The following is a 22,731-nucleotide window of genomic DNA, read 5'->3' on the forward strand; positions in this document are numbered from 1 at the left end:
TTTTTATAAAATTGTCTTGATTTTTGTAAGGTGTATTAAAAACCGCTGTACTAGCGTTTTTTACCAAATAAGCGGAGGAGGGCGAGGAAGATGTTAATAAAGTCAAGATACAATTTAAGAGCACCGATAAGGGCTACTTTTCGGTAGGCATCGTCCTGCCGCGCATGTTGTGATATTTGCAAAATTTTTTGACTATCATAGGCGGTGAGCCCGGTGAATACGCCGACCGTGATAAAAGAAAGAAGCCAGTCAAATGATGATGAACGGAGGAACATATTAACGAGGGATGCAATAACAAGCCCGATTACGGCCATCATTAAATAACGCCCTGCAGAATTCAAATCGGTATTTGTTGTCATACCGTAGATGCTCATTACACTGAACATCAATGCCGTGGTGAGGAAGATCCGGGTAATAGAACCGCCGGTGTAGATAAAGAAAATAGCTGATAAGGTAATGCCGTTCAGTATGGAATAGCCGATAAAGGCAAGTGCAGCGGTTGTAAAACTTATTTTTCTGATACCGGCTGATAATCCGGCAACAAGTAAAACCTCTGCAATAATAAGACCAAAAAATACAAGCTTATTACCGAAAATAAATAATAAGGCAGCTTCACTGTTGATGACTAAAAAAGCAGAAAACCCGCTGATAGCCAAAGCTGCTACCATCCATCCATAAACTGCGGCTAAAAACCGCTGTGTAATTTTCTCATTGGCTTGCTGCAATGAAAGATCATGTAGCGTTGTCTCATTCATGACGTTAATATACAAGACAATGGTAGTGACTGTCAATTGTACATCTAAATAGGTAGTTCATTGAAAAATGTGTACGGAAAGCGTTGCGGTTTGAATAACAGTGGATGAAAGGAGCCGCATCCTCGTCTCCAGCTTGGAAGGTTTGGGTAATAGCCGTTATACGACATCCGCAAGGTTTAACAGTGGTATCGTAAAGGCCTCGAGGGGTCAGTACAAAGAGGAGTACTCTACGTTTGAAAAATTCGTCACGGCGTTATGCGGAATGAATCCCTGTACATTTTGACGTACGGCCTGCCGCCCTTGCGGTTGTTTTTTTCATGCGTAAGCCCTAGCATGAAAAGTCCGTTACCTTGACGTATGATATCGAAGTCCATATACTCAAGCCTATGGAAAAACTTTTGTTTGCTTTTACTGTTGCGCAACTCGTGCTTTTTGTTTTTGGGCTTATTTGTTTTGTTGTTTTATTCTTTGTTCCTGCGGGTTACGGTAAAATGATCGATAAAAAATGGGGTTATTCTTTTAATAATAAAGCGGCATGGTTTATTATGGAAGTACCGACACTGATTACAATGATTGTATTGATGTGTGTTTGGGCAACTCCTGAAAATTTCGTCAGAATAATAATAGGGCTTTTTTTTATTTTGCATTACACACAAAGAGTTTTAATCTTTCCATTTTTGCTTAAAGGGAAAAGTAAGATGCCTTTATCAATTGTATTAATGGGCGTAGTGTTTAATACGATAAATACATTTTTAATTGGTGCATGGTTATTTTACCTTTCGCCGAAAGATATGTATCAGGTTTCATGGCTTTATGACCCGCGCTTTATAATCGGTGCGCTGATTTTTCTTTTAGGCATGGCGATAAACATAGATTCCGATAAATATATTCGTTCCCTCAGAAAAGCCGGAGATACCGCGCATTATTTTCCGCATAAGAGAATGTATCGCTATGTATCAAGTGCAAACTATTTCGGCGAAATTTTAGAATGGTGCGGTTTTGCGCTTTTATCATGGAGCATGGTCGGTGTTTTATTTGCTTTTTGGACAGCCGCTAATTTAGTACCGCGTGCCTACGCTATTAATAAAAAATATAGAACGGAATTTCCTGCGGAATATGCAGCCCTTAAACCTAAATGCGTCTTTCCTTTTATTTTTTAAAAATACCATTCTAATTGTAATATAAATAATTTTACCTTACCGATACTCAGTCTTACCCATTATGAAAAAAAATGTTGTAAGCTTTTCAATAAGCGAATCCTTTTATAAAAATTCTTTTGCTGCCGATTGTAAAAGGAGATAGTTTGATTTAGCAGAATACATGAGCGAATAAAACTTTTAACACTATGATAAGTTTACTCACCCTTACTAAATTCCAAACGATGTTTTGCCTGATGCTCCAGCGTAAACAGGCAAAACTCAGAACGGGCACGGACGCCCGTGGTTCCAAACAGCAACGATGTTTTAAAGTAAAACTATTTACAAAGCTTTAAAACTCGTGGTTTAGTTTTTGACAAGGACGTCAAAAACTAAACCGTTGTGTCGGACTCTTTTTATAAAAAATAATACAAGCGCTTTGCGAGTTTTAATTTTACTATCGGCGTTTTATAATTTTTCGGTGATGCTTTTAAATGCTGCTGGAGTCGAACTCTTCAATGCGTTTTTGTTCTGTTCTGCACTTGTTTAAAAAGAGCGGTTTTTAAATTTTCTATGCCGAGTCCGGTTTTTACCGAGATTTCTACCGCTTCAGGATGCTGAGTTTTCAGCGCCATAATCTCTGTCGGATCAAAGGGGGCGTCCATTTTATTTATTGCAATAACAGTAGGTTTGTCGGCACAATTAAGCTCGTGTAAAACTTCCATCGTTACATTTAAGCATTCGCGCATCGCGGGATGAGAGGCATCACAGATTATCAGTAAAAAATCAGCGATGGCGGCTTCCTCTAATGTTGAGCGGAAAGCATCAATGAGCTGATGCGGTAGATTGCTGACAAAGCCTACCGTGTCGGTAAGTAGAAATTGCGCACTTCCAAGTTCATTTTCAAAATAGATTTTTCTTGTTTCGGCATCGAGGGTTGCAAAGAGTTTATCTTCGGTAAAAATTTCAGTACCGGAAAGTTTTTTTAAAAGCGAAGATTTACCGCTATTTGTGTATCCGACAATCGCACCGATTTTTTTGCTGCCGAAAATACGGTTTTTCCGTTGTACAGTTCGTTGCACGCGAACTTTCTCAACCTCATTTTTTAATCTTGTAATTTCAGTTCGCACCCGTCGTCTGTCCAGCTCAAGTTTTTTTTCACCGGCACCGCGCGAGCCTTTTACTCCTCCGCGTTGTTGCGCAAGTCCTGTCCAGCGGCGGGTCAAGCGAGGCATAGAATATTCAAGTCGAGCAAGCTGTGCTTGTAAAACCGCTTCACGGGTTTGCGCTCGGTCGGCAAAAATTTGGATAATAACTTCCCGGCGGTCAATCACACAAAGGTCTAAAGCTGCTTCAAGGTTTCGCTGAACGCGCGGGCTTAAATCGCTGTTAAAAATAATTACATCGGCATTTTCTTCGGATGCGGTTTCGGCGATTTTTTCAAGTTGCCCAGAGCCTACAAAGGTTGCGGGATTTCGAGTGTTTATATTAAAGCGTAAAGAAAAAACAGGATTTACAAAAATTGTTTCTGTAAGATTTTTTAATTCTTCCTCCTCGATAGCCTTCAAAGCGGCAAAACTTTTCACATTGTAATTGCCGATGATTTTTTCGGAATATACATCAGTAAAAATCAATAGAGCCTTTTTTTGTTCTTGTTTTAGTTCCTGTAAATTCAAACTCTGTTTAACCTCTTTAACATAGTATGATTTTTCAAAATCTATTTAATTAAAAATAAGTCCATGGATACAAGACGTCAAGCTATCGCTTTGTTTATTGTTTTTATTGTTGCATAATAGTGATAAATTTGCAATGTATAATCAGTGATTGTAAAAATCTATTATAACGTTTTTTTAATAAATCGATTCGTTTTTTAATGCATCTTACCAAAAACGTAAAAGTTTTATAAAAAAGAGCTCGACACGGCGCAACGGTGAGTAATTTACCATAGGAATGCTTAAATCCGCAGTCCTTTATTGTTGATACCCCGATTTTTATAACAGGAAGTTAATTACAAAACGCTACACTATGTTTTTTGTTTATATTTTTCAGTTTTATAAAGCTCTTGTATATTTTAGTCAGGGCTTGCGCATGAACAAGGGGCGCTGCCCCTTAGACCCCGGATTACAGTTGCTGCTGACGCAGGGCGTTTTTGGCTTATGCTTCGCATGCAGGGGCATTGCGGCACCCCTGCACCAGAGGAATATAAATTTCAGAACGGGCATAGACGCCCGTGGTTCCACGCAGACAGGCATAATTTTACCACGGACGGCAAAATTATGCCTGCGGTACATTGACATCGATCCTCAAATCATTTTATGCTGCGCTTACGATTTTCTAAAATAGACCAATCCTAAATTGTCAATAAAAAGTTGGTAGTCGGTGTCTTTTTCAAAGGTGCGGATGCGAATTGTTTCGATTTTTATATCTCCGAATAGCTGCATTCCCAAGGTAAAACTTCTGATTAAAAAGAAAAGGTCTTTCAGCGCTTTTTGCTGGCTTGACGACAGCAGATCGGTGTAAATGCCCGGCTCTCCTTTTATTTTGTAATACTTGAAGAGGCGAATGCCGCTGCCGTATCCGGCATCGGAGTATATTTTGTAGGGAAAAATAAGGAAGCCTTTTTTTGTCGGGAAACGGATGTATTCCATTTTTAATTCCCAGCCTTCCCATGAGCGTTCGTATATTCCGAGCGGTTTCCCGGCCGGAGTGGAAAAGGCAAAGCGCGCACTGAGAGTGTCGCCGCTTCTGCCGTAGGAAGTCATCACGCAGGGCAGAAAACTATTCACCAACGAATAGGATTCAAACTCTTTTTGTATCCGCGTCAGCATTACATCATAATAATGCAATGCGGCGAAGCTTGCTAAAAAAACAAAGCTTACCGCGGCGACAATAGTAATATTACGTTTTCTGTGTTGAAAAAAGAATTTGTTAAATCCCCTTCTCATAATTCCTCGATAGTTATTCCGTTTTATGTTCTTTTTGAAGAAGCGCAAAAAATGCTTCTTCGGTTATAATTGCGGTGCCAAGCTGCTGTGCCTTTTTATTTTTTGCGGAGCCCGATTCCGGCGTGTTTGTTACCAGATAACTTAAGCCCTTTGTAACCGATGATTTTACCGAACCGCCTTTTTCCTTTACCAGCTGCTCCGCTTCGGAGCGCTTTATTGCGGTAAGCTCTCCGGTAAAACAAAAACTCATGCCGTGCAGCGGAGCATTTTCGTCCGGTGCGGCGGGCGGTTTAATGGTGATAAAACCTTTTTCAATCAGTGCGGTCATTTCCGCTTTTAATGTTTGTAAGCCCCGCACCAAGTTTTGTGCCAGCACTTCGCCGAATTGATACACGGTTGAAAACTTTTGCTCATCCGCTTCAAACAGTTTATCCAGCGTATTAAACCCCGCCTGCGTCAGTTTTTCCACCATGGTAACTCCGATGCCGTCAATATCAAAGCCAGCAATAAAGGTTTCGAGGCTTATCTCTTTTTTTGCATGTAAAGCGCTGTGCACTTTTTTTGCGGAAATCTCGCCCATGCGTTCAATACTTGCAAGGTCTTCAACCGTAAGCGTGTACAAATCTACAATTGAATTCACTTTGTTTGAGTCAAACAAACGCTGAATTAAATTGATTCCGAAATCCCGTATGTCAAGAGTTGCAATCCATTTTTCAATCCGGTGATGAATGAGTTTTGGACATGCCGCATTTGGGCAAAAAAGGCGCGTGCCTTCATTCAGCAGAGAGCTGCCGCAGGTGCCGCAAACAGTGGGCATCGGAATCTCCGTGCACTCGTCCGTGTTTTCCACCAAGGTTTCTATCTTTGGAATAATCTCTCCGCGTTTTGTAATAACCACCTTGCTGCCGATTTTAAGATTCATGTCTGTAATCATATTCGGGTTTGCAAGGTTTGCCCGTTTTACGGTTGTGCCCGCAAGCCGCACCGGGTCGGTTATCGCAATCGGCGTATAAGTCGCCCCCGATTCGCTCCATTCAACTTCGCGCAGCGTGGTAATTGCTTCTTCCAAGCTGAACTTAAAGGCAATTTGCTTTTCGGGGCGCGGGCGGGAAACATCGTCAGGGTCAATAAGATTGTTTTTTATCACAAGCCCGTCAATATCATAGGGAAGAGATTCCCGTATGTCCATCACATGGGCGCGCCAATCGATAACTTCCTGAATGCTGTTGCACACCTGTATTTCTACCGTACTAAAACCGTTCCGCTTCAGCCATGCAAGTTTTTCAAGCTCGGTGGAAAAAGGCGCCGTTCCGGTAAAAGGCTTTTCAGGGCTGCCTTGCACCGCATCATAGCAGATCACCAAAAGATGCTCGCTGCCGCTGCCGTCCTTGCGCTTCATCAAACCGTTTGCGGCGTTTCGGCAATTTGCCTTGTCGGCATAAAACTTTTTATGGATTTCCTTTGTCATCAACACTTCGCCGCGGATACCGCCGCTAAAAGGCTGCGCCCCCGCAGGAGCGGACTCGCCCTGTAATTCACTGACGACGCCCTGCATTTTCCTGACATTCGCCGTGATATCATCGCCGATTTTTCCGTCACCGCGGGTAACCGCCCTTACAAACCTTCCCCGCTCATATTGCAGCTCAAGACTTGCGCCGTCCAATTTATACTGCACAAGAAACTGCGTAAAAGGCATTTTAAGCGCCCATGCGGTAAACGCTTCGGGATTCGCCGCCTTCTCCTGACTCCCCATCGGGATAATATGACTTGCCTTCGGAAAACCGTCACTTGACTCTTTCGGGACGGTAAAAAACAATTCATTCTCCGGCTCAAGAGCGCGCAGCTCGTCCCACAGCGCATCAAACTCCGAGTCCGGAATCTCTGCCTCTTTATTATAATACAAATCTTGATGATACCGGATAAGCTTTTCAAGCTCGACAGCCCGCGGATTTCGTTTCATGCAAACACTCTACCAAAAAAAACAAAAAAATAAAACAGGGTTCTGATAGCAAGATACAAAACACGATAGAAGTTTTTATGGACTGTATATATCTATAGTTCGATACAGCATTTTTTAATGCATGATATAAAAAGAGAGCGACACGGCACAAGGGCAAAGTTTTGAAAATTTACTATAACTTCGCTACGGTGGGTAATTTACCATAGTGAGTAATGCTGAATCCGCAAGCCGCCTGTTGTTTTCTTGACCAGCACAGCAGGAGGCTAATTACAGAACGCTACGCCGGACTAACGTGACAATTCAAAAACCATAAACTTTTTCCAAGTACTGCTGAACCAACAGGAAACTTTTTAACACAGATGCAAACTTCATACCCGCCACCTCAGCACTGCCACGGAGGGCAGTGGTTCCACGCAATAGCGATGTTTGCGCAGCAAACTCGTCGTTTAGCGGGGTACATGGACGGCAAACTTCAGAACCGCCACGGACGGCGGTGGTTCCACGCAAAAACGAGTTTGAAAACTACCACATTCGTACGATAGAAGTTTTCAAACTCGCAGGTTTCTGTTTGCCATGGACGGCAAACAGAAACCGAGCGTGAGGCATACGGAGGGCGGCGAAGCAATTTTTCAAAATTGCGAGCCGGATCATTTTGCGGCGGCAATTTCCGCCGCAAAATAGCCGAAGCGATAGCGAAGCCCGTAGTACGCCGACCCGAAGCGGAGCGGAGGGGAACGCCCAAATTCTTATACAAAACTGAAAGCGAGTTCATCACATAACCGAAGCTTTTTCAAAGTGCTTTTTGAGCATGGCTTTGCCGAGGTACATGCCGAGTACAGCGCCTGCAATAACCAAGAGGCTTGAAATGCAGAGCCGCTGCCAGGTAATGAGACCGATGACGCTTTCTATGTAGCCGGTTTTTACGCCGAGCCTGCGAATGTAGTCGAGGTAGTAATTGCGTGCAAGCAGCATGATTCCGAAGACGCCCAGATTGTAAACTAAGCCAAAGCAGGCAAAGCCCGCGGTGTGCAGCTTGTAGTTTTTATATTTGCCGACAGCAGATACAATCTCAGCGACAATTCCGCCCGCCAATAATCCGAGTGCGATAAACCACGGAGTTCCGCCTAAAAAGGTCAACGCAGTCATGATTGCACACTGCAATAAAACAGCGAAGGGTTTTTGAATTTTTACCCGTAAGTATGCCCAGACAACTCCGCATGGGATGAGCGAGATTGCGGGCACGTAGGGATAAACCCACGGAATAAGGGCGACGAGCGAGACTAGTCTAAACAGTACGTAATTTAGTACCGAAAAAACAGCAATTGTGATAAGGTCTTTGCCTTTCAATTTTTTATCATCCATTTCTTGGACATCCTAAAAAACATTGTTTTGTATTTCTGCCTGAGAGCCGGCTGTCAGGGAAATATCTTTGCGGATTTTACCGCCGTCAATTATCAGTGCGCGGGTGCATGCGGAAAGAAAAAACTCGTAATCATGTGTAATGATAAAAATTATTTTCCCGGCTTCCCGCAGCCGCGTAATAAGCTGCGCAATGCGCTGCATATTCGTATAATCAAGTCTGCTGGTGGGCTCATCGAATATCAGGATCTTTGCATTGCGGATGAGTGCGGAAGCAATTGCCACACGCTGCTTTTGTCCGCCTGAAAGACTCATCGGGTGGCGTTCCTTGTACGGCACAAGATTCAAGTTCTGCATAATTTCATGCACGGCACTTTCGGCCGGAGCGTTTTTTTTATGCAGCGAAAGCCCGAGTTCTTTTTCCACACTGTCGGTAAATAATTGATAGCCCGGCTCCTGCATTACAAGATAAAAAAGCTCCGCACGTTTGGGATAAGAAATTTTTCTTCCATATAGAGTAATACTGCCGCAGTCTTCTTTGTGCAGTCCGCAAAGCACGCACGCAAGAGTTGTTTTACCCTGACCGTTTTTACCGACTATGCCGATAACCTCGCCCGCCGATGCGGAAAAAGAAAGACCTTCCAGCACCTGCTTTCCGCGTAAATAGGATGCACAGAGATTCGATATGTGCAATTCCGGCTCTTTGCACGCACATAGCGGAGCGGCAGGACTAAGGCGTTCATAAGAAAGAGAGCGAAGCCCAAGCCGGATTCTTTTTTCATCTGAAATATTTTTAAACGATTCCGCCGTCCACTCGTTTTCGATTGTACCGTCTTTCATGTATACAATGCGGTCGTAGATACCCGAAAGATAGTGTATTCTATGTTCGGCAATTAAAATGGTTTTCCCTTCCGTTTTTATTTTTTGTAGAAGTCGAGAAAGTTCCTTGCAACTCGTCGCATCAAGATTTGCGGAAGGCTCATCAAAAACAAAAATTTCCGGATTTAGTGCGTATGCGGATGCAATGGCGATAAGCTGTTTTTCTCCGCCCGAAAGACCGAATATGTTTTTATGCAAAAGATGCGCAATGCCGAGTGCAGAAACTGTTTGCAAAATGCGTTCCCTTATTTCCTCCGGCGGAACCCCGATGTTTTCGCAGGCAAAAGCTATTTCATCCGTTGTATCCAAATTGAAAAATTGATTTCTCGGATTTTGAAAAACTGAAGCGGCGATGCGGGCAATGGTATCCATCTGCATATCCCGTGTGTTTTTTCCGCTCAGAAAAACGTCTCCCTCAAAGACGCCTTCATAAAAATGAGGAATTAAGCCGTTTGCCATACGCATAAGGCTTGTCTTTCCGCAGCCGCTTTCGCCGCATACGAGCACGCACTCGCCCTGCTCTATTTGTAAATTGACATTGCGTATTCCATACCCGCCATTTTTTGTGTAGCGGTAAAAAGCATTTTGTATTCTCATCATATAAAAATCCTAAAACCCCCGAGCAGAGAAAAAAGAGCGAGCAGGGAGAACAGGGATAGAACCGCATAATCGCCGAATGTAAAGGAGAGCTCATAAAGCGATGTTCGCTTTCCGTTTCGTTCAATACCCCGCGTCATTGCAGCGGCGGAAAGTTCATCCGCAATAATTGCGCAGCGCAGCATGAGCGGTATTAAAAGATATTCGGAGAGTGCAAGCAGATGCAGTAAAATATTTTTTGCATTCAGCCTGATGCCGCGCAATTTCATTGCATCTTTTACACAGCGGTATTCTTCTCCAAGTGTAGGAAAAAACCGAAGCGTAATTGCCAAAGTGATAACAAGGCTTTTCGGTATGCGGATTTTTTGCAAAGCAGCTATCAGTTCATTTACCTTTGTGGTCGCAACAAGTCCCGATGCAAAAAAAACTGCGGGCATAAGTTTACGAAAAAGAATGGCAAGCATCGAAAACATTGACGCAATATAATCGGGTAAAAATCCGCAAAGATGTAAAATGCCCAACAAGCCCGCATACAAAAAAAGACCGCGCAGCGCTTTGCGGTATGTACCGAGAGCGCAAAGCGTCAGGGCAATCATTGCAACACAAAAAACCTCCGTGCCGAAATCCTTTGCCGCAAATACGGTTATGTTAATTAAAATAAGAATGAGCAATTTTGAGCGCGGGTCTAACAAAAGCTTCGGCACAGGAGTAGGCCTTGCAAGCGGTGCCCTTATCGCGCTCATTTTATTTTGCAATTTCATACTTTCTCCTTTTATTTGTTAGCTAGCACCAACTTAAAAAGTTTAAAATAACCGTCCGTGTTTTTACGGACGGCACACGTATAATTCCTGTTACAGCACTCTTATGATTCCTGTTTTAGAATCTGCTGCCACCCACCGCTGAAAAATCCTGAAATTGTTTTGACGTATCCGAGAACAAGTTTTTTCGGTACGTCATGTAAAACCATTTCAAAAAGAACCGAATATTGTCCGCATATAATGATGCGCAATTCCTGCCGGGATAATTTGCGGATTTTATAACCGCTGCGCCGTACTGCAGCTAAATACTGGGCGGTCATCTCAACTTCGGTTTGCACAAGCCTGTCAACAAAGTCTGCATATGCGGTTTGCTCCGACGCGGAAAGCAATAACTTAAAGCTGTCGAAATGCTCATACACATAACCCAAAAACAATTCAGCAATTTGCGAGGTAATTTCCGTCATTGCCGCAATACCGCCTGCCTTAAGCGACTGCAAATAATGAGCGGCTTGCTCCTCCGTTATCTCTAAGAATTCCGTATACACCGGTTCAACAATGCTTTTAAACAATGCTTCCTTATCCGCAAAATGCCGATACAGGGCACCTGTGGTAAGCCCCGCCTCTTTCGCAATAGTGCGCAGCGATGCGTTTGCAAAACCTTTTTCGAGAAATTCTTTTTTTGCACTTGCAAGAATCGCTTTTACCGTCTCAGTTGAATCAACCGGCACAGTAGCCTCCATTCGTATGATAACACCGTTATCATACGAATTTATTGAAAAATGTCAAGAAGCGCGGGATATAAATATTTGGGAACCTCTAAAAATATCAATTTTTAGAGGTTCCCTTAAATTTTTTGCGATGTTTCTCTGTAAGTCATGATAATACCAAGACTTACAGAGAAACTCGTCGGGCATCTCTAAAAACTAAGCGAGTTTTTAGAGATGCCCATTTGTATCTTAGCGTAAAAGTAAACTCTTTAATTAAATTTATAAAAATTGGCTTTGTAGTTTATTAAAATTTCCTATACCTACAATGAGACTGGATTAGAATTTATAATCAATAAATATATTTAGGAGGGGGAAGTCTCCCCCTCGCCTCCATAAAAGTTCGCTGCTGCTGTTTTTTCGGAGCAAGGATTATCCGCTCATCGCTCCTAATCTTGCTGCTGCTTTACACGAGCAGCGAACTTGTTATTCCGGCTACCCCCTCTGACAGCGTTTTTAAATAAATAAATTAATTCCGGATTTTTGCGCATCGCCTAGATAGGTTGCGACGCCTCCGATTTCAACACCTTCTAAAAGCTCTTCTTTTTTTATTCCCATTACATCCATTGACATGGAGCAGGCGATAAGCTTAACACCCAAGTTGCGTGCGCTTTGCATGAGTGTCGGAAGGTCATCAACATTTTTTTCTTTCATTATTTTTTTCATCATGGCAGAACCCATGCCGGCCATATTCATTTTTGATAAACCGAGTTTTGTTATGTCAGCAGGAAGCATAATATCAAACATTTTTTCCATTGCATTTTTTTGTGCATGGGCTCTTCGCTTTACAGCGGACAAACCCCAGAATGTAAAAAACATAGTAACCTTTTTTCCCATACTCGCAGCATCGTTTGCAATAATAAACGCCGCCATTGTTTTATCAAGGTCTCCGCTAAAAACAATAATTGTTGCGCTGTTGTGATTTTCAAAAACTTTCGTTTCGAGTGTTTGCTCTGTTTTGCCCTTCATAATTTGCGCAGTATAAACGCCGCTATCCTCATGCACACCGATTAAGGTATTTCCGGTTGTGCTGCACCATGAGTTTATATCTTTGGTAAACCCGATATCGGTTACTTTAACTTCAAGCACATCACCGTCTGCAAGTTCGTTCATTGCAGTGTATACCCTTGTGATGGGACCGGGACATTGCAAACCGCAAGCGTTGATTTCTACTTTTGCTGTAACATTTTTCTGAATCATTTTTTCCTCCTGATTGTGTGCACTTAACGGGCAACCGCAAATAGCGGCGGTATTTTTAAGTTTATAGTTTGCAATAGCGTATGTTTTATATCCTCCTGAAAGCACAACGGAATCGATGCCCTTTTGTCTTAATATGCAATGCGCATTATATGCACGCAGAGACACCCTGCAATACAAAACAATTTTTTTACCTTGCAGAGTGTTGATATTATCTCTGATTGTGCCAAGCGGAATATTTACAGAACCGTCAATATGCCCAATGGCGAATTCGGCTGCTTCGCTTACATCGACAAGCATGTATCCGTCTTTTTTATATTGCTCAATTTCATTGCATTGAATAAAAGAAACTTTTTTGTTTAATGCATTTTCAGAAACATAGCCTACAAAATTGATTGCGGTTTTTGCTGCATTAAACGGTGGCGCATATGCAAGCTGCAAATCTTTTAATTGTGTAATTGAAAGCCCTGCATATATTGCCGTAGCTATTGTGTCAATGAATTTATCGGCACCGTCTTTTGCAACGCATTGAGCACCTAAAATTTTTCCTTCAGTAGAATACAACACTTTGACATGCATCGGGTAAGAGCCGGGATAATAGGCGGCGTGATTTACCGGGTGTAAATGGATAACCTGATACTCGCCTTTGATTGTTTTTTCATTTAAACCGATACTTGCCGCTTGCAAGTCAAATACTTTGGCAATGCTTGTTCCTAAGGAGCCCTTGTATTCCGCTTGCATACCGTTTAATAGATCGGCAATCATTCTGCCCTGATAATTTGCATAGCCCGCAAGTGCTATTTGTACTTTTTCACCTGAAACAAAATGATTAACCTCTGCGGCGTCCCCCAGGGCATAAATGTACTCATCGGATGTTTGCATTTGGCTATTTACAACAATGCCGCCCCTTGCACCTATAGCAAGCCCCGCATCCTTAGCCAAAGTATTTTCAGGTTTTACGCCAATCGCAAGGATTGTAATATCAGAATGAACTGTACTGCCGTCGGATAATTCAATGGCGGCGCCCTTATCCTTAAATTTTTTTACGCCGTTATTTAAAATGAGCCTTACGCCCTTATCTTCCAAATGCATATGCAGTTCTTGCGCCATTTCAAAATCAAGCGGCGCCATAACCTGTTTATCCATTTCGATAAGCGTTGTTTTAAGTCCTGCTCTTTTGAGATTTTCCGCCATTTCAAGCCCGATAAAACCGCCGCCGATAACGGTTGCTTCTTGCGCATTATTATTTTTAATATAGCTTTTAATCGCATCAGTGTCCGGCACAGTTCTAAGCGTAAATACATTTTTCGCTTCGCTAATGCCTTCAATGGGCGGCTTAACGGGACTTGCACCCGGCGAAAGAATTAAATAATCGTAATCAGACTTCCCATCAGTTCCGTCTTTTGAAGAAAATTCAATAGATTTATTTTTACGGTCAATCTTTGTTACTTCCGTATTGTTGTAAACCTTCATATTGAATTTCTTTTCCATTTGTTCAACGCTTTGCAAAAGCAGAGCATCCCGCTCGGCAATTTCTCCGCCAATGTAATACGGAAGCCCGCAGTTTGCAAAAGAAACATACTCGCCTTTTTCAAACAAAACAATTTCAGCATCTTCGTTTAATCTTCGCATACGCGCGGCAAATGACGCGCCGCCTGCAACTCCGCCGACAATAAGTATTTTCATTTTTCCTCCAAAATATTTTGGATAAGTTTTTTTATTTTCTTATCCGTAATTGAATAGTAAATATTAACGCCTTCGCGCCTCCCCTTAATAAGCCCCTTATCTTTTAAAATACCTACATGTTGAGATATTGTAGACTGCGGAATATCAAGACAATGCTGCATATCCGACACTTGCACTTCCCCTCTTAAGCTCAAACCTCGTAAAATACAAAGCCTCACAGGATGAGCAATTGCTTTTAAAAGCTCTGCTTTTTCTTCCAACAAATTAAAATCAGCAGATAAAAAATTTTCCATAAGTTTTACGCCTTTATTATATCTATATATCGCAATATAGCGATATATAGATATATTGTCAATAGGATAATACGCGTATTGATAAGCTTGTAATATAAAAGTTATTTATTTATAATAGAAGAATGATAAACATAATTGTTGAAAAAAGCGATATTACAAAAAAAGAAGTTGATGTGATTGTGAATGCGGCAAACTCAAGCTTGCTCGGAGGCGGCGGAGTGGACGGCGCAATTCACCGTGCAGGCGGGCCGAAAATTTTAGAAGAATGCAAAAAAATTGTTGCAGCGCAGGGTGAGTGTAAAACCGGACATGTCGTGTACACAAGTGCGGGAAACTTACCGGCAAAGTATGTGTTTCATACGGTAGGTCCTATTTGGCATGGCGGCACAAAAAACGAAGCAAACTTACTGAGAGATTGTTACCTTAACTCAATCCGCCTTGCTTCAGAGCTTAATTGCAAAACAATTGCCTTTCCGAATATCAGCACCGGAGTGTACGGCTATCCAAAAGAAGCGGCTGCAAAACTTGTTTTTGAAACTATACAAAGTGCAATACGCGGCAAAACGGATGAAACTATTCATATCGAAAAAATCAATACAATTTTTTTTGTAACATTCGATGATGAAAATTACGAGATTTATAATCGCATTTTTAAGGAACTGCTATAAGCCGTGCCTGCAAACTAAAAGTATTGCTTATAATCTAAGAGCCGAGCCCAACTTCAGGTTAAATATATTTCCAAAACCGGCGCAGCTTTCGGCATTATCGGTCGGCGGGTGTAATACAGCCCCTGAAAAGCCCTACGACTCATAAACATCCGTGCCGGTAAGTGTTTTACTAATCGCGACAGTAACAAAACGGCTTATAGATGCAGCATCACTATGGTAAATTGCTCACCGTTGTCAAACTCAGAACAAATTCAAACGATGTTTAAAAGCATCAATACAAAATTATAAAATTGAAGCTTTTAAACTCGCAGCCGATGTAAACAGGAATAGCAAACATTACATTCAGAACGGGCACGGATGTCCGTGGTTCCAAGCAGCAGCGATGTTTTAAAGCAAAACAGCTTACAAAGCTTTTAAACTCGCTAGGTTATCAAAAAACGGTATATTACCATTGAGCCAAATCTGCCGTTTCTGAAAGCAGCGGTAACCTCTGTTAATTTGCTTGCATCAATTTTAAACATTACAACATACTTAATGGTGTTATTGAAAAGCTTGATGCAAGATTAACCGATGAAACTTGGAAGCATTATGTGTACTCAAACGAAGCTAAAAATTATGAATACTTAAAACCCGAATGGTCGCGCAATATTTCTTTGACGGAAGAAAGATGACTCTATAAAAAATCAGGCACAACGGCAGTCTGAAAAATATTGTTTATGGTATTGGTTTTCAAAAAAAATTGCTATATATTACCTATTATATAGAAAATATCTTCGGAGGGATATAAAATGAAAACAGAAAATAAAAAGAGAATACTTGAGTGCGTTCTTACAGCTGCGCTTATGACGGGAATTGTTCTTGCAGGTTTTTCCGCATGTAAAAAAAAGGAGCCCGTTCCGACGAAAGATGTCAAAACAACTGAAAAAAGCGAAAGCCAAACCGCATCAATTGAACAGCGTTTTGATGAGCAGCTTTCTAAAAAGATGCCCGAATTGGCTACTGTATTTGAAAAGGTAAAGGTTGATGCGAGTGCTCACAAAAAGTATTTAAGCGAGCCTCTTGTTTTTTCTGAATTACCGAAAACGGATATCCCCGAAGGAATGGGCTCTACCGTTGTAGGTAGCAAGCTTTGTCTATTTTATCCTAATGCAAAGCTTAGCACTCACGCTGACCTTAAAAATTTGCCGGAAGGTATTTCCATTCCGTTTGGAACTGTTTTGGTTATTGACCAAGACGTAGTTGGCGATACAGATGAAGAGGGGGAATACGAAGGGCTTTTTAAATTTCAGGATCAGCTCAATTATTTTTATAAAGCAGAATGGAACGGAGAAAAGGGGCTTGTCTTCGGTGCGGATTTAGTCGGTGTGCGAAATGAACCTTATGTCAATCAAATGATATCCCTTTTGTATGCAAACAAGGGGCACTTTGATACATTTTATCCGATGAACGGATATACATTGCTGTCACAAGAAAAAAGGGATGCGCTTACAAAAAATAAACTCGCATTTCAAAATCTAAACAACCGAGAAATAAATTATTATAGCAACTTTGATGATATGATAGCCATGTACACAACACATCTGCCATCGGATGAGGATATATACATAAATACTCCTATTTTTATTACAACAGATTTAATTGCTCATGCGCGTCATCTTGTTTTTGATAGGGCATTGCAAACAGCGGAAGAAGATTTTTTTGTTCCCGAGTTGTACAAACTTGTTGATTCATTTTTAAAAGAGCTTGATAAGGTAAATACTTCCGGCGGGCTTACCGCACAAAAAGAAACCTTGGAAAAAGCAAAACAATATTTTTTTAACCGCAAAAGCTTTGATAGAGCTTGCCCCTAAAAAAACGGAAGCTGAAGATGAATCAGGGCGTTCTTATACTAAATATGTAGATCCGAATAAAGCGGGGGTATTAGCAAAATATCCTAAAGCTGTTCAAGATGAAATTAAGCTCATGGAAGCAGCCCAAGGGCAGGCTCCCTCTTCGGTTTTTACATTTGCAGATTCTTCTGCGGCCGAAGAAGATTATTCTCAATATACGGTACGGGGGCATTATACAAAAAACGGCATCTTGGCTACTTATTTTAAGGTTATGATGTGGTTCGGCAGAGCCCATTTTTTAATTGCGGATAATGCTGCAAAGGTTTTACCTGTAGGCGAAAAAACCGCTTCTGATGCCATTGCTCTTACGGCTAATATGCAGCCTATCGCGCTTTTAATTACCGAAGTCATTAATAAAAATCCAAGTCTTTATACACAGTGGCAAAATATTTTTGATCCGATAACAGCCTTGATTGGTCTTTCCGATGATCTTTCGTTTTATGAAGTGCTGCCGATTTGGAAAGAATTTAATGTCAATGATTTTGGTGCATGGTCTTCCGATAAAAAGAACTTGCACGATTTTATGAAAAAAGCTCATGAAAAATGTGCGCCGCCTGCAATTGCGGGTTTATCCGTATTATATGCGGCAGCGGAAGAAGACAGCGAAGGCAATAACAAGCAGCCCATGGGTTGGCGTCTTTTCGGTCAACGCTTTACTTATGATTCATTTATTCATCATTTGGTAAGTTCTCCGCGATTATATGGCAGACAAATGGTTTCCGGTATGGACATTATGAAGGCTTTCGGCTCAAAGGCTGCTGATGGTTTTTTGGCGGAAGACTATAAGAGATTTCCTGCTATGCAGCCTATTCTAAATAGCCTCGCTGAGGAAATCAGTGCAGACCCCGGACGTGCCTTCGGAAAAACTTATTACGGTAGTGTATTAAACGAAATTGCAACTCAGGCGCGCTTTGAGCAGGGCAGCGGTTTTTATTTTACCGAAAGTCCTGCATGGACGGTGAAAGCTTTAAACTCCGCACATGGCAGTTGGGCGGAATTGCGGCACGATACAATCCTTTATGTAAAGCAAAGTTATGCCAAAATGGGAGGAGGCGCCTACGAGCCGACATTCAGAACGGAACCCATCCCGAAAATGATACACTATATTGAGCCGAACCTTGCATTCTGGAAAAATGCGGTCAACTCAACAAAACTGCTTACAGCTCTTTTTAAACACTTTAACATGATTCAAGAATACGATCTTCAAAAACTTCAAGAACTCACCGACCTATGTGTTAAGGCAAGTGAAATTGTAGAGCTGGAAATAAAAGACAAGCCTGTTTCTGCGGAAGATAACATTTGGATATCAACTATCCCAAGGAAATTATCGCATGTTATTTTAGTCGGTATTGATTCTGCCGGTGATGGTGCATATTTTGACAACGATGATATGGTGAAGATGGCACTTGTTGCCGACGTATTTACAAATGCGGAAACCAACACCGTCCTTGAAACCGCAGTCGGTACACCCTATCGAATTTATGTTCCGCTAAATGACGGGCAGGGCGGCAAACGAATTGCAGTAGGTTACTGTTTTAATTACTATGAATTCCCACATCCTATCAGCGACAGGTTAACCGATGAAAAGTGGAAGGAGCGTGTGTATGCGGATCCGGCTGAAAACCTTGAAGACTTGAAACCCGAATGGTCAAGGGGCACTGCCCTTCCAGCAGAAGGAAGTTTTTGATAAACATCTTAGTGCAGAATATGGGAATGCCATTTTTAAAAAAACTGCGAAGAGGAAAGCTTTTTATTTTGGTTTTGTTGTGCGGCTTTTTTTTAGTTGCGTGCAGCCGAAACTCTGAAAAAGCAAAAAGCTTAAATGCTGCAAACACTGAAAATGCCGGGGCTACTTCCCCTGATAAAGAAAAGGCTCTTCCCGTTTTTTCTACTTGGGAATCTATAAAGATGGACGTTCCGAATATTTTGCCTTGCAAACAGGAAGATCAGCTTCCCGAAGGTGCTGTCCCTTGGGGCGGCACTGTAAGCCATCACTTACTCACAGGGAAGCTTATCGACGATTGGTTTATTGAGCTTGTAAAAAGGCGAAAGATAGATATATTCTATATATTAAGCCCCTCTCATCACGGGATTTCGCTTTATAACTATGCGCTCACAATGGGAAGTTGGGGAACAAATGGCGGCTTAGTAGAAACATTTATTCCCGATGCGAAAGCTCTTGCAAAAAAACTTGATGTGCCCTTTGACGACCAAGTTTTTACAATTGAGCACGGCGTTTTCACCTTAATGTCGTACATTAAAAAATATTTTCCTAATGCAAAGGTTGTTGCAATTGCAAATCTTTGCGACTATATAAATATATACACGGTACAAAAATTGGCAGATGCGTTTATGCCTTTTTTTGATGTAAATAAATCAACTGAAAAAGAAAATAAGTTTTTGCTTGTTTCAACAGATTTTTCTCATCATCACAATCTTGAAAAAACGCTTTCCAACGATGCAAAAAGCAGAAAGTTTTTAAAAGAGCGCGATCCCGCTCGCTGGGAATTAGTTGCCTGCGATAATCGCCCCGCTTGCTATATTCTTTCAAGGCTTTTTACTGAGAACACGCGCTGCACAATTCAATATCACACAAACGCTCTTTATCTTGAACCGAAAGAGGTGGATCCGGAAGATATAACAAGTTATTTTTTTACGTTTTTTTGGGAAGAGTAATCAACCATGCGCCGGAATCAATCGAACTTATCCGTAAATATACAAACAGGTATTTAAGTTTCCGCCTTTTAACTCTTTTTTCTTAAGAGGAAAACCCGCCTTTGCAAAAATAGATTCAAACTCGGGTTTGTCGGTGATAAAACCTAATTTCCAGCCGGTAAAGGCTTCTGGAAGTTTTGTCATTGCCTGATATAAAAGGAGTGCTTCTTCTTTGTTATCAAGCCGCTCACCGTACGGCGGATTTGAAAGCAAAATTCCTTCAGGGTAAGGTGCGGCAAGATCGGAAAAATCCGCCTGCACAAACTCGGGACGGGGAATTTTCGAATCATCCCCGACGGATTGCAAAGCACGCCCCGCAATCATACAGGCTCGCTCGGCGTTTTTTTGTGCAAGACTCACCATCGAAGCATCCTTATCGGATCCGGTAATACGCACAAGACAATCGGTTTTAATGGAGCGGATAGCCTTCTCTTTTTCCTGCGCAATCAAAGCCCTTGATTTTGCCTTGTCAAAGCAAGCGAAATTTTCAAACATAAAACTGCGATTAATGCCGGGCGGAATATTATGCGCAAACCATGTCGCCTCAATCGGAATTGTCCCCGAACCGCAAAATGCGTCGTGCAGTGGAAATTTTCGCTTCCACATGAGGCAGTGCAAAAGCGTTGCCGCAAGAGTTTCCCGCATCGGAGCTGCCCCGCCGGAAAGCCGATAACCGCGCCGGTGCAAAGGCTCACCCGACAAATCAAGGCAGACATGCGCCCTGTCCTTCTCGATATATATTCTCAAAGCAAACGCAGTGCCGCTTTCCGGAAGCAGCCGCATCTTCCACACTTTGCAAAGCTTTTCACAAATCGCTTTGTGTGCAACTGACTGCACCGCATGCTCTGAGTTTAACGTGCTTTTATAAATACGCGCCTTGTCTATCGTAATTTTTGAATCTTTAAAAAACCAATCCTGCCAGTCAATCGAAAAAACCGCCTCAAAAAGGTCGTCAAAATTTTCCGCCGAAAAAGTTTTTAACACAAGATAAATCCTGTCAGCGGTACGCAAATAAAAATTTGCCCTGAACATCGAAAGCATCAGAGGTTCCGCTTCGCCCGCTCCCGCCGTAAAAAACACCCGCCCCGGCAATTTTGCCGCCGGCTTAAAGCCCGAAAGTTTTAATTCATTTGATAAAATTGTCTCCGCGCCGACTGCGCAAAGCGCTAAAAAAGTATGCATTCATGCACTATACGCATTTTTACTAATTTGTACAATCATACTTTTTAAACGCCCCAAGGCTTACGCATGAACAAGATTTGCTCTCCCTTAGACCCCGTTTATGCTTCGCATTAGGAGGGATGTAAATTTCAGAATCTCTACGGATGGCGGTGGTTCCAATGCAAAGCTTTAAAACTTGTGGGGTAGTTTTTGACACGAATGTCAAAATCAAACCGTTGTGTCGGGCTCTTTTTTATAAAATTTTTTACGATTCGCCTAATTGAAATAGCCTATTTCGGTAGCCAATTACAGAAACAACATTCCACGGAAATCCCTGGGATACAAAACAACGATAGAAGTTTTTATGGATTTTGTGTATCCTCGTCTAGTGTAACGTTTTGTAATTAACTTCCGGTTATACAAATTGGAGCACTAACAATGAGGGAGTGCGGATTTAAGCATTCCTATGGTAAATTGCTCGCCGTTGCACCGTGTCGAACTTTTTTTTATAAAATTTTTTACGTTTTGGGTAAGATATATTAAAAAACGAATCGACTTATTAAAAAAACGTTATACTAGTTTAACTTGACAATTCGGGAATTTGTATAAATGTATTCAAAACGGAACGAATTATGAAAAATGCCGCAGTATTTTTTACACTAAAAACGTGAAGATTGTAAATTTAAAATTTTACAGAAAAAAGTATGGAATTTTTATCTGATTCTTACATTGAATCAAAATTAAAAAGATAAATTTAAAAAAATTTTGTGTAATTTGATATTTTATGAAGTTGATTTTAAAAAATTTTAATCGGGAGGAACGTATATGAAAAGTATTAAATGGAAAGCATTTAAGGCGGCTTTTCCTTATACAATTCCAATTTTTGCCGGACTTTGGTTTTTAGGAATTGCTTATGGAATTTATATGAATGTTTTAGGTTTCAGCTTTTGGTATCCTATGCTGATGAGTTTAACTATTTTCGGCGGGTCATTGGAATTTGTAACGGTGTCAATGTTGCTGAGCAGTTTTGCGCCAATGCAAACGTTGCTTGTCTCACTTATGATTCAAGCACGACATTTATTTTACGGTATTGCCATGCTTGAAAAATTTAAAGGTCTTGGACGGAAGCGTATATACTTAATTTTCGGCATGTGCGATGAAACTTTCTCTATTAATTATACGGCAAAAATTCCGGAAAATGTGGATAGAGGATGGTTTATGGTTTTTGTGACTTTTCTTAATCAAATATATTGGGTTTCAGGCGCAACAATCGGCGGAATTTTAGGTTCATTTATCTCTTTTAACACTGAAGGACTTGAATTTGTAATGACTACGTTGTTTGTGGTTATTTTTTTGGAACAATGTTTAAAAGAAAAAAAGCATTATACAGCCATAATCGGAATTGTAAGCTCTATTTTTTGTTTAGCGGTATTTGGAGCAGACTCTTTTTTAATCCCAAGTATGATTTGCATTCTCTTTTTTCTTTCCATTTTTAGAAAACCCATTGAAAATGCAGGAGGTTTAATATGACAATTACAGAGCAAATTATTACTATTGCATTATGCGCACTCGGAACAATGATAACACGATATCTACCGTTTTTAATTTTTCATGAAGGGCGCTCAACTCCGAAATATATTCAATATCTTGGAAAAGCATTACCTTCAGCAATTTTTGCACTGCTTGTTGTTTATTGCTTAAAAAATGTCAGTTTTTCATCAGGGCGATACGGTCTGCCTGAATTAATTTCAATAATTTTAACTATAGTTTTGCACCTTCTAAAACGACAAATGCTTTTGTCAATTGCCGGCGGTACCATATGCTATATGATATTAGTACAATATATTTTTTAAAGCCGTAAAGCTGCATTACGAAAATTTTAAATCATAGCTTTATTTAAAACTTATAACAATTTTATTTTTTCTCCTTCTATTGTCAAAAAAAGAAAAGACATTGTATAATAGGCGCT

General features: G+C 41.1%; 18 protein-coding genes. 7 read left to right on the forward strand and 11 right to left on the reverse strand.

The window, feature by feature from the left end:
- Nucleotides 1–50 precede the first annotated feature (50 nt).
- On the reverse strand, nt 51–755 hold the full coding sequence (locus FUT79_RS14845; RefSeq protein ID WP_148889771.1) for a Bax inhibitor-1/YccA family protein: 705 nt from the start codon (nt 753–755) through the stop codon (nt 51–53).
- A 386-nt stretch (nt 756–1,141) separates the two neighbouring features.
- Here FUT79_RS14845 and FUT79_RS14850 point away from each other — a divergent pair, with 386 nt between their 5' ends.
- Complete coding sequence (locus FUT79_RS14850) at nt 1,142–1,915, forward strand: DUF1295 domain-containing protein (RefSeq protein ID WP_002700362.1); 774 nt, start codon at nt 1,142–1,144, stop codon at nt 1,913–1,915.
- A 491-nt stretch (nt 1,916–2,406) separates the two neighbouring features.
- Here the strand turns inward: FUT79_RS14850 and hflX are convergent, their stop codons facing one another.
- The 9 genes from hflX to FUT79_RS14895 all read right to left on the reverse strand — a co-directional run bounded on the left by hflX (nt 2,407) and on the right by FUT79_RS14895 (nt 14,329).
- The gene (hflX, locus tag FUT79_RS14855; protein ID WP_148889772.1) at nt 2,407–3,567 is read right to left on the reverse strand and encodes a GTPase HflX; all 1,161 of its coding nucleotides are present in this window, start codon (nt 3,565–3,567) and stop codon (nt 2,407–2,409) included.
- A 648-nt stretch (nt 3,568–4,215) separates the two neighbouring features.
- Entirely contained in the window at nt 4,216–4,836 is a 621-nt protein-coding gene (locus FUT79_RS14860) for a hypothetical protein (RefSeq protein WP_148879391.1), read from the reverse strand.
- A gap of 13 nt (nt 4,837–4,849) precedes the next feature.
- Entirely contained in the window at nt 4,850–6,796 is a 1,947-nt protein-coding gene (gene ligA / locus FUT79_RS14865) for an NAD-dependent DNA ligase LigA (RefSeq protein WP_148889773.1), read from the reverse strand.
- A 771-nt stretch (nt 6,797–7,567) separates the two neighbouring features.
- Nucleotides 7,568–8,158, reverse strand: coding sequence for an MptD family putative ECF transporter S component (locus tag FUT79_RS14870; protein ID WP_002695704.1), 591 nt, complete (start codon nt 8,156–8,158; stop codon nt 7,568–7,570).
- A 12-nt stretch (nt 8,159–8,170) separates the two neighbouring features.
- Nucleotides 8,171–9,634 carry an ABC transporter ATP-binding protein gene (locus FUT79_RS14875; RefSeq protein ID WP_024752800.1) on the reverse strand — a complete coding sequence of 488 codons (1,464 nt, stop codon included), beginning with the start codon at nt 9,632–9,634 and terminating at the stop codon, nt 8,171–8,173.
- Nucleotides 9,631–10,392, reverse strand: coding sequence for an energy-coupling factor transporter transmembrane component T family protein (locus FUT79_RS14880; RefSeq protein WP_148889774.1), 762 nt, complete (start codon nt 10,390–10,392; stop codon nt 9,631–9,633). Before FUT79_RS14880 ends, FUT79_RS14875 begins: the two co-directional genes overlap by 4 nt.
- A 101-nt stretch (nt 10,393–10,493) precedes the next feature.
- Nucleotides 10,494–11,117, reverse strand: a complete 624-nt coding sequence (locus FUT79_RS14885) for a TetR/AcrR family transcriptional regulator (protein ID WP_024752802.1) — start codon at nt 11,115–11,117, stop codon at nt 10,494–10,496.
- A gap of 492 nt (nt 11,118–11,609) precedes the next feature.
- Nucleotides 11,610–14,036 carry an FAD-dependent oxidoreductase gene (locus tag FUT79_RS14890; protein ID WP_148889775.1) on the reverse strand — a complete coding sequence of 809 codons (2,427 nt, stop codon included), beginning with the start codon at nt 14,034–14,036 and terminating at the stop codon, nt 11,610–11,612.
- Nucleotides 14,033–14,329, reverse strand: coding sequence for an ArsR/SmtB family transcription factor (locus FUT79_RS14895; RefSeq protein ID WP_024752804.1), 297 nt, complete (start codon nt 14,327–14,329; stop codon nt 14,033–14,035). Before FUT79_RS14895 ends, FUT79_RS14890 begins: the two co-directional genes overlap by 4 nt.
- Nucleotides 14,330–14,451: 122 nt before the next feature.
- Between FUT79_RS14895 and FUT79_RS14900 the strand changes: the two genes are divergently transcribed.
- The 4 genes from FUT79_RS14900 (at nt 14,452) to amrB (ending at nt 19,562) form a co-directional block, all read left to right on the forward strand.
- Nucleotides 14,452–14,997, forward strand: a complete 546-nt coding sequence (locus FUT79_RS14900; protein WP_024752805.1) for an O-acetyl-ADP-ribose deacetylase — start codon at nt 14,452–14,454, stop codon at nt 14,995–14,997.
- Between the two features lie 788 nt (nt 14,998–15,785).
- The gene (locus FUT79_RS15795) at nt 15,786–16,847 is read left to right on the forward strand and encodes a DUF3160 domain-containing protein (protein WP_052335746.1); all 1,062 of its coding nucleotides are present in this window, start codon (nt 15,786–15,788) and stop codon (nt 16,845–16,847) included.
- Nucleotides 16,828–18,573, forward strand: a complete 1,746-nt coding sequence (locus tag FUT79_RS14905) for a DUF3160 domain-containing protein (protein WP_280525094.1) — start codon at nt 16,828–16,830, stop codon at nt 18,571–18,573. The genes FUT79_RS15795 and FUT79_RS14905 overlap by 20 nt, the downstream gene beginning before the upstream one ends.
- Nucleotides 18,570–19,562 (forward strand): AmmeMemoRadiSam system protein B, encoded by a 993-nt coding sequence (amrB, locus tag FUT79_RS14910; RefSeq protein WP_244951107.1) that lies wholly within the window; start codon nt 18,570–18,572, stop codon nt 19,560–19,562. Before FUT79_RS14905 ends, amrB begins: the two co-directional genes overlap by 4 nt.
- Nucleotides 19,563–19,589: 27 nt before the next feature.
- Here the strand turns inward: amrB and FUT79_RS14915 are convergent, their stop codons facing one another.
- On the reverse strand, nt 19,590–20,783 hold the full coding sequence (locus FUT79_RS14915; RefSeq protein WP_002695685.1) for a THUMP domain-containing class I SAM-dependent RNA methyltransferase: 1,194 nt from the start codon (nt 20,781–20,783) through the stop codon (nt 19,590–19,592).
- An 804-nt stretch (nt 20,784–21,587) separates the two neighbouring features.
- Here FUT79_RS14915 and FUT79_RS14920 point away from each other — a divergent pair.
- Complete coding sequence (locus tag FUT79_RS14920; protein ID WP_002695680.1) at nt 21,588–22,292, forward strand: AzlC family ABC transporter permease; 705 nt, start codon at nt 21,588–21,590, stop codon at nt 22,290–22,292.
- Nucleotides 22,289–22,615: a branched-chain amino acid transporter permease gene (locus tag FUT79_RS14925; RefSeq protein WP_002695678.1), complete on the forward strand. Its 327-nt coding sequence runs from the start codon at nt 22,289–22,291 to the stop codon at nt 22,613–22,615. Before FUT79_RS14920 ends, FUT79_RS14925 begins: the two co-directional genes overlap by 4 nt.
- Nucleotides 22,616–22,731 lie beyond the last annotated feature (116 nt).

Source organism: Treponema phagedenis, from assembly GCF_008153345.1.
GTDB classification, from domain to species: domain Bacteria; phylum Spirochaetota; class Spirochaetia; order Treponematales; family Treponemataceae; genus Treponema; species Treponema phagedenis.